The following is a 12889-nucleotide window of genomic DNA, read 5'->3' on the forward strand; positions in this document are numbered from 1 at the left end:
TCGCTTCTTCTTGTTTATATTCTGTAAGGAGGTGTCCATTGCGTTGATTAAATACGTATCCAAGAAGTTTCTGTCTATGTTTGTGTCGCTGTTTGTCCTAGCTTCGGCTACTTTTTTTCTTATGAAAATCATCCCGGGCGATCCCTTTATTAGGGAAAAAGCCATTCCAGAGAAAATCAGAGAACACCTCTTTGCCATGTACGGACTTGACCAACCGATGTGGAAGCAATACCTGATGTACCTTAACAATTTGCTGCATGGCGATCTTGGCATGTCCATGAAGCAGCAATATATGTCTGTCACTCGCATCATCAAGGAAAGCTTTATTTACTCTGCGCAAATTGGTTTATTTGCTGTTATTGTGTCGCTTGCGGCCGGTCTGATTTTGGGCATCATCGCAGCTCTTAACCACCGTAAATGGCTCGATAGCGTAACGATTATCATTGCCGTGCTTGGGGTATCTATTCCCAATTTCCTTGCAGCATCGATTTTGCAGTATGTCTTTGGCAGCAAGCTTCGTTGGCTTAGCGTTTCTGGACTTAATGACCCTACCGATTTTATACTGCCTGTGCTTGCGTTGTCCTTTCTTCCGGCGGCCTTTATTGCGCGATTGACGCGTTCAACAATGCTGGAGGTTCTGTCAGCCGACTATATTAAGACTGCTCGTTCCAAAGGCTTGAGTGGACGAATCATTCTCGTTCGCCATGCGCTTCGCAATGCGATACTGCCGGTAGTCACCTACATCGGCCCAATGACCGCGAATATTATTACGGGTTCCGTTGTGGTTGAACAAATCTTCGGCATTGGCGGAATTGGAAAATACTTTGTACAAAGCATAACTAACCGCGACTATACGCTCATCATGGGGCTTACTTTATTTTATGGAATTATACTGATGGCTGCGCGCTTCGTGACTGACGTTGCCTACGGCTTCGTAGATCCGCGCATCAAGATGACAAGAGGGGGCGGAAAAGGATGAAGGAGCAAACCTTTACGCCTGATCAGTTTGACAAGCTGAACAAGGACGAGAAGCATACGGAAGTCGTCGTCCGCGAAAGTATTTCAGCCTGGAAAGATGCATGGCTGCGCTTGAGTTCCAATAAAATCGCGATGCTTAGCTTGATTATTCTGATCATCGTATCCTTGGCTGCGGCTTTTGGACCGATGATATCTGAGCAGGATTTTCAAACGAATCACTTGAAAGAGAAAAATTTAGGCCCGAATGCAACGTATTGGTTCGGTACGGATGACCTAGGCCGGGATTTGTTTACAAGAACTTGGATGGGGGCGGGCATATCCCTGCAGGTTGGTTTATATGCGGCGCTTGCCGATTTGGTGCTAGGCGTCATTATCGGCGGAATTATGGGTTATTTCGGAGGGCGCGTCGATGAAATATTGAACCGCTTTTGCGAAATTTTGTACTCGATTCCAAGCATGCTCATCATCATCTTATTGATTGTCATAATGGAGCCAAGTATGTTTACCATCGTACTTGCCCTAAGTATAACCGGTTGGATCAGCATGGCCTGGATCGTCCGAGGACAGATCATGCAACTCAAAAATCAGGAATATGTGATGGCTGCACAGGCGCTAGGCGCCAGCACTGCACGGATTTTGTTCCGGCATCTTATTCCTAATGCCATGGGACCGATTATCGTAACGCTAACGCTTACGGTGCCAAGTGCCATTTTCGCTGAAGCGTTCCTGAGCTTCCTCGGCCTAGGCGTACAATCGCCGGCTGCATCGCTCGGTACGATGATTAATGACGCGATCAAGGCATGGACGCTTTATCCATGGAGAATGATTTTCCCAGCAGCAGTGATCAGCATTACGATGCTTTGCTTTAATATTTTTGGCGATGGTCTAAGAGATGCGCTAGATCCGAAAATGAAAAAGTAGGAGGTGGTTCATGATGGAAAAGTTACTTGAAGTAAAGGACCTTCGTGTTAATTTCAAAGTTCGCGGCGGCGTGGTTAAAGCGGTTCGCGGCGTGAATTTTCACGTTAATAAAGGGGAGGCAGTTGCTATTGTAGGGGAATCGGGCTGCGGCAAGAGCGTAACGGCCCAGTCGCTTATGCGCTTGATTCCATCTCCTCCAGCAGAAACCAGCGGATCGATTATGTTCAAGGACAAAGAAATTTTAAAGCTGTCCGGCAAACAGATGGAGGATATCCGCGGCAAAGAGATGGGCATGATCTTCCAAGATCCAATGACCTCGCTTAATCCTACCCTGACCATAGGACGGCAAATTACGGAGGGTTTGATCAAGCATCAAGGAATTAATGGAGCCAAAGCGACAGAGCGCGCCATTGAGATGCTTAATCTGGTTGGTATCCCGAATGCCTCTTCAAGGGTGAACCAGTATCCGCATCAGTTCTCTGGCGGGATGCGTCAACGGGCGATGATCGCTATCGCGCTTGCCTGCAATCCGTCTTTGCTCATCGCAGATGAGCCGACGACTGCGCTCGATGTTACAATTCAAGCGCAAATTATGCGGGTGATGAAGGATTTGCAGCAAAAGCTTGGCACTTCTATCATTCTTATTACTCATGATTTAGGCGTTGTAGCGGATATGTGTGACCGTGTCATTGTTATGTATGCAGGCAAAGTCGTGGAAACAGGAACCAAGTGGGAAATTTTCAAAAATCCGAAGCATCCTTATACGAGAGGGCTGCTGCGCTCGCTGCCCCGTCTGGACCAGAGAAAAGACGAGCCGCTTGTGCCGATCTATGGCATGCCGCCGGATTTGATTAAGCCTCCTGCAGGCTGCAGCTTCTGTGCCCGTTGTGATGATGCGATGAGGGTTTGTGTGGACAATGATCCTGAGCTTCTCCCCGTAGACGGCAATGAATCGCATGCCTCGGCATGCTGGCTCGCACATCCTTATGCAAATCGGGAGGTGTCGGTATGAGTGCGCCGTTAATTGAAATTAACAATCTGCGCAAGTTTTTTAACTTGGGCGGCGGACAAACTCTCCGCGCGGTCAACGACATTACCTTCTCCATACAAAAAGGGGAAACAGTCGGTGTTGTTGGCGAATCCGGCTGCGGTAAATCGACGGCTGGTCGAACCATTATGCGTCTGTATGAGCCAACTAGTGGCGGCGTCACTTTCGATGGGCAGGATATTTATAAGCTTGAGGGCTCCAAGCTCAAGGCCATGCGCCGTGACATGCAAATGATTTTTCAGGACCCGTATGCGTCCTTAAATCCGCGTATGACGGTTATGGACATCATCGGCGAGGCGCTTGATATTCACAAGCTCGTTGCGAGCAAAAAAGAGCGGAAGCACCGGGTGGAAGGATTGCTGGATGTGGTAGGCCTTAATCCGGATCATGCCACGCGTTATCCGCATGAGTTCTCGGGCGGACAGCGTCAGCGTATTGGGATCGCGCGCGCGCTTGCGGTAGACCCGCGCTTTATCATCGCGGATGAGCCGATCTCGGCGCTTGATGTATCCATTCAAGCTCAAGTCGTGAACTTGATGCAGGATTTGCAGCGTAAGCTGGGATTAACTTACTTGTTTATCGCGCATGACCTTTCCATGGTTAAACATATTAGCGATCGCGTGGCAGTTATGTATCTTGGCAAAATCGTAGAGCTTGCCGAAAGCAGCGAGCTTTACGACATGCCAGCTCATCCTTACACGAGAGCGCTGCTGTCGGCTATTCCGATTCCGGACCCTGAGGTAGAGGAAAATCGTGAGCGCATCGTATTGACTGGCGATCTGCCTAGTCCGATCAATCCGCCGAGCGGCTGCCAGTTCCACACGCGTTGTCCGATCGCGACCAACAAATGCAAGGTCGACGAGCCGGCTCTGCTTGAAGTAAGAAAAGGCCATTTCGCGGCTTGTCACTATGCATCTGTATAAGCAGGATGCTTAGTTAGAGCGCGTTAGGAGCGTTTATAAACAGCAATAGAGTGGAGCAGGACATGTCCTTGCTTTGCTTTATTGCTGTTTTTTGTGCGAATGCAGCTGCCGAGCAGGCAGCTTTCGTTGGAGGCTTTGGTGGAGGGTTAAGCACATATAGGTTCTTACAGCGCGCAAATTCAGGTTAGTTAGTGTATGTAAGAACGTATGCGTGCTTACAGCTACCAGCCCAGCACCAATCCACACCAGCCGTGCACTATAAGCACATATAGGTTCTTACAGCACACAAATTCTGGTTAATTATTGTCTGTAAGAGCACATACATGCTTACAGCTACCAGTCCAGCACCAATCTACGTAAACCACTGCCTGTAAGCACATATAGGTTCTTACAGCGCTCAAATTCTTGTTAGTTAGTGTCTGTAAGAACGCATACGTGCTTACAGCAACCAGCCCAGCACAAATCCACGCAAACCACTGCCTGTAAGCACATATAGGTTCTTACAGCGCGCAAATTCAGGTTAGTTAGTGTATGCAAGAACGTATGCGTGCTTACAGCTACCAGCCCAGCACCAATCCACACCAGCCGCGCACTATAAGCACATATAGGTTCTTACAGCACACAAATTCTGGTTAATTATTGTCTGTAAGAGCACATATAGGTTCTTACAGCGCGCAAATTCTTGTTAGTTAGTGTCTGTAAAAACGCATATGTGCTTACAGCTACCAGTCCAGCACCAATCTACGCCAACCACTGCCTGTAAGCACATATAGGTTCTTACAGCGCACAAATTCAGGTTAGTCAGTGGCTGTAAGCACGCATGTGCTTTTTTCTCCATTACAATACTCAAGTGGTTTCAACAAACGAATTTAGGTTATTACATTAGGTAGGAAAGTTATTAGAATTGGAATGGTGATGCAGATAACTGTAAAGTCTTCAGGGGGTCGATGACCTCCTAGTTACTTGTTGTTCACTTGAATCTTATCCTTATATAAACTGTTTTAATCAATTGAAATACGAATGTGGGTGCTCAGAATAATCAGAATAGATAAAAAGTTATTAACAATTCATCCTCGTAGTAATAAGGAATTTCTATTTTATACCCATTTTGAAGTCGCGAATTTATTAACAAAGCGTTAATTGTGGATAAGTCTGTTGATAAATTGTGGGAAATGTGGATAACTTCAATCGCATTTGTGGGTAACAAAAATTTGCATTTGTTTAATGCCAACATGTATTCGAAGCCTTAACCTAATCAAAGGAGCTGTGCTAAAATATGGGTAAGACGAAAATGCATAGGAGGGCATGATGACTCAACTTGCAATAGTTATATTTGTTTTAGTCATTATTTTTATTTTTGTTATTTTGATTGCGCTCATAAGATCGAGAGAAGTTAGCGGGAACCGGTATTCAGGCGGGAGGGGCAGGGTTTCTTATGGCCGGACGAACCGGTTTGCGCCTTGGCCGGATGCAGAGCTGCCATCTGCGCTTGGCGTGCCATACGGCCATCCTGCGAGAACAGCGGCAGAGCGCCTGGAAGCGTCGCTTAGCTTGTCCTTTGAGAGCCGTGTCAAGGACCGGGTTCTAAAGGAATCTCCTCGCATGTCAAATAAAGAGTGGGACTGGACTTGGTTTGAGCTGAAGCGGTATTTTCTGATGTGCAGCCTCATGCGTAGCGTACCGATGTATAGCAGGCAGGTGGATGCCGTATGGCATGAAATGCTTATGTTTACAAGGGAATATGAGCAATTTTGCACAGCCTTTTGTGGTGAAATGATCCACCATGCGCCTCATGCGCCAGATGCGAAGCCTGTAGAGGGTGAGCGGGCTTTATTTGATTGGCTGTATGGTGAGCTGTTCCAGCAAGCGCCGGTAAGCGGCCGAATTTGGGGAGCTTTTTACCGTACAAGCATGTCTCCGCAAAAGCTTTCCGAGCTGGCGGAATTCAGTGACGAAACGCTGCGGATTCAATGGTTTAACAGTAAGGCTCTCACTCGTTACGCGGATTTGAGCGCTACGGTTGACCATTTGATTTATCGCTTAAAGTCTCAGCTCGATGAAGCTAAAGGCAGAGATCAAGAGGGCTATGTTCAGCGAAGGAACGGCTATGATCCTGCTTTTGGTGCAGTGGGCTTATTGTCTGGAATGCTTATTTTCCATTCTGTGTCCAGTCCAAACGATTTTGCCCAGCAGATGGACCAAGCGCAAAACGAGGAGCAGCGCAAAGCCAATGGCAGCGGTGATTCAACCTATGCCTGCAGCGGCTCGTCTGACGACGGCAGAGACAATGACGGAGGTCATGGGGACCATGGCGGTGGGGGTGGCGACTCCTCTTGTGGCAGCGGAGGCGGCGATAGCGGAGGATCATCCTGCGGCTCTTCCTGTGGAGGAGGCGGCTGCAGCAGTTAATCGGAAATTTCAATTTAAATAGGCTGATGCTTTCCTTAAAGAGGAGCGTCAGCCTATTTTTACATGTAGGGAGAGGATTCGTCTTTTCTTAGAGTTATCTTTAAATTTCTTGGAATAAGAACTTTTTCCGCCAAATGTAGGTGGCAGCTGTTTGTATTTGGAGCAGTTTGCAAAACTCAAGATGCAACGGCTAGTTTACAATGCTATAATATACGGGATTGTGTCAAAGCCTACAACAACAAACGGGAGGAATACCGCTCCATGAGCAAATTAATCATTTGCGACCATCCGTTAATTCAGCATAAGCTGACTTTTATTCGGAATAAAGAAACGAATACAAAAGATTTTCGGGAATTGGTTGATGAAGTCGCTACTTTAATGTCTTACGAACTAACGAGAGAAATACCGCTTGATACGATCAAGGTGCAAACGCCTGTCGCTGAGACGGATGCGAAAGTCGTCTCCGGAAGAATGCTCGGGCTTGTGCCTATTTTGCGTGCCGGCCTAGGCATGGTTGACGGCATTTTGAAGCTGATTCCATCGGCAAAGGTTGGTCATATCGGCCTGGCCCGCGATCATGAAACGCTTCAACCGAAGGAGTATTATATCAATCTGCCGACGGATGCTCCAAACCGTCTTCTCATTGTTATTGATCCTATGCTCGCTACGGGAGGTTCCGCGATAGCAGCAATCAACTCTTTGAAGAACCATCATTGCGATCAAATTAAGCTAATGTGTCTGATTGCTGCTCCAGAAGGCGTGAAGGCGGTACAGGAAGCGCATCCTGATGTTGATATTTATATTGCTGCTCTGGATGAGCGTCTGAACGAGAAGGGCTACATTGTGCCGGGTCTAGGCGATGCCGGAGACCGTATGTTCGGAACAAATTAACGCTAAGCCCATGATATTATATTAGGAGTGGTAGCTTTTGTCTAAACTGAAGGTAATGACCATATTCGGAACGCGTCCGGAGGCAGTCAAGATGGCGCCGCTTGTGCTCGAGCTGCAGAAGCGCGAGGACGAGATTGAATCAATCGTGTGCGTAACCGCGCAGCATCGCCAGATGCTGGACCAGGTTCTCGATTTTTTCGAAATTCATCCGAACTACGATTTGAATGTCATGAAGGACCGTCAGACCCTTACTGAAACGACCGTGCGCGTGCTGGAAGGCCTTGATCCCGTGCTGGCGCAAGCCAAACCGGATATCGTGCTTGTTCATGGCGATACGCAGACGACGTTCCTGGCAAGCTACGCTGCGTTTCTGAAGCAAATTCAGGTAGGTCACGTTGAAGCTGGACTTCGCACATGGAACAAGCTTTCTCCTTACCCGGAAGAAATGAATCGGCAGCTTGCCGGCGTGCTCTCTGATGTGCACTTTGCACCGACGGAATGGTCGGCTAACAATTTGCGCAAGGAGAACAAGTCGGATGCTGCCATTTATGTGACTGGCAATACCGCTACCGACGTATTTCAGTACACGGTAGATGAGTCGTTCTCGCACCCGGTGATCGATTGGGCAAAGGGCAAACGGATGATTCTGATGACGGCGCACCGCAGGGAAGCGCTCGGCGAGCCGCATCGCAACATCTTCCGGGCTGTGAAGCGCATCGCGGATGAGCATGAGGATGTAGTTATCGTTTATGCCGTGCATCCTAATCCAGCCGTTCGAGAGCCTGCGAATGAAATTTTGGGCGATCATCCTCGTATCCGTTTGATTGATCCGCTCGATGTATTTGAATTCCATAACTTCTATCCGCACGCTTATATGATTATGACGGACTCCGGCGGCTTGCAGGAGGAAGCGCCTTCTTTCGGCGTGCCGACATTGGTGCTGCGCGATACGACGGAGCGCCCGGAGGGAATCGAAGCGGGCACGCTTGAGCTGGTAGGTACGGATGAGGAGCTTGTGTACAGTCGTGCGCGCGCACTTTTGACGGATTCCCAGCTGTACAGCCGGATGAGCCAAGCGGCTAATCCGTACGGCGATGGCAACGCATCGGAACGGATTGTAGACGCGATTTTGCATCATTTTGGCAGGCTGAAGCAGCGTCCGGATTCGTTCACACAACGTTCATAGATTGACCTGAAGCGATAGCCTGATAGGCGAATGTACAGCATACAGTAGTACTGTACGGTTTTTGGAAGTCGCAACACCTTATGTATCAAGGGTTTTGGGTAATCTTTTCATCAAAAGTTTGCACTTAATTCAATTGACAAACGTGTTGCCGCTTGGATAAAATAAATGAGGATTGACAGGGGTATGAACCATGAATAAAAAGGACAGAAGGGACAATCCGCTGTTTGCGGCCGGTCTAGTAGGCGCACTCGGAGTGCAAGTCGCTGTATGTATCTTTTTAGGCTATTGGATCGGCTCTTCTCTCGGCAGCCGCTTCGGCGATGCAAAGGGATGGTCGCTCGGTGGCATACTGGTCGGTCTGGCTGTCGGACTACTCTCAGCCATTCTGCTTGTTAAGAAGGTTATGGAGGAAGCCGATGGATAAAATAATGAAGACAGCGTTACGTACGCTTGTTTATGCAATGGTGGTATGCCTTATTGTATGGGCTTTCCTACCGGAATGGCGTACGGTGTCTCTCGGTCTTCTTGTGGGCTTGGCAGCAAGTTCCATGAATGCGTTTTTACTGAGGCGCAGAGTAGAAATGGTCACCCTAGGAGCAGCAGGGGTTGGACCGCGCAAGAGAGGTCTTGGTCTAGGAAACCGCATCGCGACAGTGCTGCTGGTTGCCATGATCGCCTATCGTTTTCCGGAGGATCTCAGCATGCCGGCTGCTTTAGCTGGCTGTATGGTCATGCCGTTTGTTCTTTTGGTAGCAGCGTATATCCACAATAAACGACAATCTTAGCGGAAAGGGGTGAAAATTTTAGATGCATGAATTTCCGGTGATGCCACTGGGGCCGTTTCAGATTGATATCTCGTCCTTGGTAGCCATTGTGGTTTCTGTTATTGTGACGTTTCTGATCGCTAAGCTGGCTGTTCGCAACCTTTCGGTGGACAACCCTTCGAAGATGCAGAACTTTTTGGAATGGGTTGTTGATTTCGTTCAGAACTTTATTTCAAGCACAATGCCTGCGAACCGAGTCAAACCCTTCGTTTCCTTAGGGATGACACTCATTATGTTCATCTTCATCTCCAACCTGTTAGGCTTGCCTTTCGGTATCGTGACCGAAACTCATCATGCGCATGAGAATCTCGGTATCACACAGGAGCTGTTGGATGAAAAGGGTGGACATGTCGAGCTTGCATGGTGGAAATCACCAACGGCTGACATTTCAGTAACTGCTGGTCTAGCGCTTATCGTATTCGTAATCGTCCATTTCCTTGGTCTGAAGCTGAATCGCAAGCACTACTTGAAGCATTATTTCCATCCGTTTCCGGTTTTCTTCCCGGTTAATATCATTGAAACAATTTCGAAGCCGGTTACACTTGCGCTTCGGTTGTTCGCCAACATCTTTGCGGGTGAGGTGCTTATTGCAACCATCCTGATGCTTGGCTGGTACGGAACGCCGTTCCTTGCCGCATGGCAAGCATTCAGTCTTTTCGTAGGCGGTATCCAGGCTTTCTTGTTCACCATTCTGACGATGGTATATATTTCGCAAGCGGCCATCCACGATGAAGAGCATTAATTTTCGCTTTATGCCTCGGTTTATTTAAGAAATGCCGCGGTGTGCTATACAAAAAACAACAATTTTCGAGGAGGATTTTAAAAATGGAATTATTAGCAGCAGCTTTGGCAGTAGGTTTGGGTGCAGTTGGCGCAGGCGTAGGTAACGGTATGATCGTTAGTAAAACAGTAGAAGGTATCGCTCGTCAGCCTGAACTTCAAGGTAAATTGCAAACGACAATGTTCATCGGTGTAGGTATCGTCGAAGTTGTGCCTATCATCGGCGTAGTTATCGGCTTCTTGGCTTTCTTCCAAGCTTAATAACTGAAACTGGCGGGGAAGGCCTAGCCCTCTTCGCCTTCGTTATGATTAAGACAATATTGTGGTGAGAAAGGAGCGGCATCTATGAGCTGGCATTGGGAAACGACAGTAATCGCGATGGTCGCGTTTGGTGTGTTGTACTGGCTGCTAAGCAAGTATGCGTTTGGTCCATTGTTCGAAGTAATGGAGAAGCGCAGACAGCTTGTGCTAGAACAGATGAATACAGCTGAGAGCAGCCGGAAAGCGGCCGAGCAGCAAATGGAAGAGCAAAAGGTTGCACTTCAGCAAGCACGCAAGGAAGCATATGAGATTATTGAGCAATCGAGAACGACAAGCTCGAAGCAAGCGGAAGAGATCGTTCAAACGGCGAAATCGGAAGCATCCCGTCTGAAAGACGATGCTCTCAAAGATATCGAAAGCGAGAAAAACAAAGCGATTGCAGCGCTTCGTACAGAAGTTGGCGGCATTTCCGTGAAAATCGCGTCGAAAATTATTGAGAAGCAAGTGGATGAGAAATCGCAAGAGCAATTGGTTGGTCAATATTTGAAAGAAGTTGGAAATAAATGAGCCGCGATGCAGTCGTAGCGAAGCGCTACGCTAAAGCACTGTTCGAAATTGCTGAGAAGCAGCAGGTTGTTTCAGAGGTAGAGGGACAGCTTAAGCTGATCGTGCAAGCTCTTGAGCAGGACGCTGACATTCAAAAGTTTCTATCACTGCCAAGCATTGATCCGGAAAGCAAGGTTGCTGTGTTGAAAGCGGCATTCGGCGATCGCGTATCTGCGCTTGTGTTTAATACGATTCAAATTCTGATCACTCGCAGACGCCAAGGTGCCATTGCTGAAGTATACGCAGCATACACGAAGGTAGCGGGAGATGCGCTTGGTCAAGCGCATGCGACGGTTTATGCCGCCCAAGCTTTGTCTGATGACGAGCTTGCCGGGGTAGCGGCGCAGTTCGGACAATTGACCGGCAAAACGATCATTGCACAGCAAGTCGTTGAGCCAAGCCTGCTCGGAGGCGTACAAGTACGCATCGGCGACCGCCTTTATGACGGTAGCTTGTCCGGCAAGCTGGAACGTTTACAAAAATCGTTTAAAATCTAATGCACTGTAGATAGGGGTGAACGAATTGAGTATCAGACCTGATGAAATCAGCACGCTGATTAAACAACAGATCGAACAATATAAATCCGAAATTCAAGTCGTAGACGTCGGCACCGTAATCAATGTCGGTGACGGTATCGCCCGCGTACACGGTTTGGAAAATGCGATGCAGGGCGAATTGCTCGAATTCTCCAACGGTGTTGTCGGTATGGCTTTGAACCTGGAAGAAAGCAACGTCGGTGTCGTTATCCTTGGACCATACACGGATATCCGTGAAGGCGATCAAGTAAAACGCACAGGCCGTATCATGGAAGTCCCTGTTGGCGAAGAGCTTCTTGGCCGCGTAGTAAATCCACTTGGTCAGCCGCTTGACGGCAAAGGACCAATCAACACTACTCAATTCCGTGCGATTGAATCCCAAGCACCAGGCGTTATCGACCGTAAATCGGTTCATGAGCCTATGCAAACAGGAATTAAAGCAATCGATGCGATGGTACCTGTAGGCCGCGGACAACGTGAGCTTATCATCGGTGACCGTCAAACGGGTAAAACCGCAATCGCAATCGATGCAATTATCAACCAAAAAGGCAATGGCGTTAAATGTATTTACGTTGCCGTTGGCCAAAAACAATCAACTGTTGCGAACGTTGTAGAAACACTTCGTCGTCATGGTGCCCTTGATTACACAATCGTAGTAACCGCCGGCGCATCTGAGCCGGCACCATTGCTGTTCCTTGCTCCTTACGCGGGTTGCACAATGGGCGAGTACTTTATGTATAAAGGCGAGCACGTGCTCGTTATCTATGATGACTTGTCGAAACAAGCAGCTGCTTATCGTGAGCTTTCACTCTTGCTTCGTCGTCCACCGGGTCGTGAAGCATACCCAGGTGACGTATTCTATCTTCACTCCCGTTTGCTAGAGCGTGCAGCTAAGCTTAGCGATGCACGTGGCGGCGGCTCTATGACGGCATTGCCGTTCATTGAGACGCAAGCATCCGACGTATCGGCTTACATTCCTACGAATGTTATCTCGATTACGGATGGTCAAATCTTCCTTGAAGCTGATCTATTCTACTCGGGTCAACGTCCAGCGGTTAACGTTGGTATTTCCGTATCCCGTGTTGGTGGTTCCGCTCAAATTAAAGCGATGAAAAAAGTAGCAGGTACGCTCCGTCTGGATCTTGCGGCTTACCGTGAGCTTCAAGCGTTCTCGCAATTTGGATCTGATCTTGATAAATCAACGCTTGCCCGCCTTAACCGCGGTGCTCGCACGATGGAAATCTTGAAACAGGATGTTAACCAGCCTATGCCGGTTGAGAAGCAAGTTATTTCAATCTACTCTGCGGTTAAAGGTCACCTGGATGAAATTCCAGTTGGCGATATCCTTCGTTTTGAGAAAGAGTTCCATGCGTACCTCGATTCGAACAGCCCTGAAATTGGCCAATCGATCCGTGATACGAAGGACATCACTTCCGACAACGAGAAAGCTCTCGTGGATGCCATTAATAAATTCAAAAAGAGCTTTGCTGTAACGGCATAATCAAGCACGAATAGCAGCGTTGCTG

At 48.2% G+C, this 12889-nt stretch carries 14 protein-coding genes; all 14 read left to right on the forward strand.

The features are described 5' to 3' along the window. Positions 1–43 precede the first annotated feature (43 nt). The 14 genes from FJQ58_RS21655 to atpA all read left to right on the forward strand — a co-directional run bounded on the left by FJQ58_RS21655 (position 44) and on the right by atpA (position 12864). Positions 44–979 (forward strand): ABC transporter permease, encoded by a 936-nt coding sequence (locus tag FJQ58_RS21655; RefSeq protein WP_139996894.1) that lies wholly within the window; start codon positions 44–46, stop codon positions 977–979. Further along, positions 976–1899, forward strand: a complete 924-nt coding sequence (locus tag FJQ58_RS21660; protein ID WP_139996895.1) for an ABC transporter permease — start codon at positions 976–978, stop codon at positions 1897–1899. The genes FJQ58_RS21655 and FJQ58_RS21660 overlap by 4 nt, the downstream gene beginning before the upstream one ends. Before the next feature lie 13 nt (positions 1900–1912). Further along, positions 1913–2911 carry an ABC transporter ATP-binding protein gene (locus FJQ58_RS21665; protein WP_139997020.1) on the forward strand — a complete coding sequence of 333 codons (999 nt, stop codon included), beginning with the start codon at positions 1913–1915 and terminating at the stop codon, positions 2909–2911. After that, entirely contained in the window at positions 2908–3870 is a 963-nt protein-coding gene (locus FJQ58_RS21670; protein ID WP_139996896.1) for an ABC transporter ATP-binding protein, read from the forward strand. The genes FJQ58_RS21665 and FJQ58_RS21670 overlap by 4 nt, the downstream gene beginning before the upstream one ends. Before the next feature lie 1305 nt (positions 3871–5175). Continuing rightward, complete coding sequence (locus FJQ58_RS21675) at positions 5176–6279, forward strand: glycine-rich domain-containing protein (RefSeq protein WP_162341669.1); 1104 nt, start codon at positions 5176–5178, stop codon at positions 6277–6279. A gap of 261 nt (positions 6280–6540) precedes the next feature. Next, positions 6541–7170 (forward strand): uracil phosphoribosyltransferase, encoded by a 630-nt coding sequence (upp, locus tag FJQ58_RS21680; protein WP_139996898.1) that lies wholly within the window; start codon positions 6541–6543, stop codon positions 7168–7170. A gap of 37 nt (positions 7171–7207) precedes the next feature. After that, positions 7208–8356 carry a non-hydrolyzing UDP-N-acetylglucosamine 2-epimerase gene (gene wecB, locus FJQ58_RS21685; RefSeq protein WP_139996899.1) on the forward strand — a complete coding sequence of 383 codons (1149 nt, stop codon included), beginning with the start codon at positions 7208–7210 and terminating at the stop codon, positions 8354–8356. 190 nt (positions 8357–8546) lie between these two features. Beyond that, entirely contained in the window at positions 8547–8780 is a 234-nt protein-coding gene (locus tag FJQ58_RS21690) for an AtpZ/AtpI family protein (protein ID WP_139996900.1), read from the forward strand. After that, a complete protein-coding gene (locus FJQ58_RS21695) occupies positions 8773–9141 on the forward strand; it encodes an ATP synthase subunit I (RefSeq protein WP_162341671.1) in 369 nt (122 codons plus the stop codon). The genes FJQ58_RS21690 and FJQ58_RS21695 overlap by 8 nt, the downstream gene beginning before the upstream one ends. A gap of 22 nt (positions 9142–9163) precedes the next feature. Continuing rightward, on the forward strand, positions 9164–9922 hold the full coding sequence (gene atpB, locus FJQ58_RS21700; RefSeq protein ID WP_139996902.1) for a F0F1 ATP synthase subunit A: 759 nt from the start codon (positions 9164–9166) through the stop codon (positions 9920–9922). An 83-nt stretch (positions 9923–10005) separates the two neighbouring features. Continuing rightward, positions 10006–10221 (forward strand): F0F1 ATP synthase subunit C, encoded by a 216-nt coding sequence (atpE, locus tag FJQ58_RS21705; protein ID WP_053373757.1) that lies wholly within the window; start codon positions 10006–10008, stop codon positions 10219–10221. An 84-nt stretch (positions 10222–10305) separates the two neighbouring features. Then, entirely contained in the window at positions 10306–10788 is a 483-nt protein-coding gene (gene atpF / locus FJQ58_RS21710) for a F0F1 ATP synthase subunit B (RefSeq protein WP_139996903.1), read from the forward strand. Continuing rightward, entirely contained in the window at positions 10785–11324 is a 540-nt protein-coding gene (locus tag FJQ58_RS21715; protein WP_139996904.1) for a F0F1 ATP synthase subunit delta, read from the forward strand. The genes atpF and FJQ58_RS21715 overlap by 4 nt, the downstream gene beginning before the upstream one ends. 25 nt (positions 11325–11349) lie before the next feature. Next, positions 11350–12864 (forward strand): F0F1 ATP synthase subunit alpha, encoded by a 1515-nt coding sequence (atpA, locus tag FJQ58_RS21720; RefSeq protein WP_139996905.1) that lies wholly within the window; start codon positions 11350–11352, stop codon positions 12862–12864. Positions 12865–12889: the final 25 nt, after the last annotated feature.

This window comes from Paenibacillus paridis (genome assembly GCF_006345825.1).
Lineage (GTDB): Bacteria > Bacillota > Bacilli > Paenibacillales > Paenibacillaceae > Pristimantibacillus > Pristimantibacillus paridis.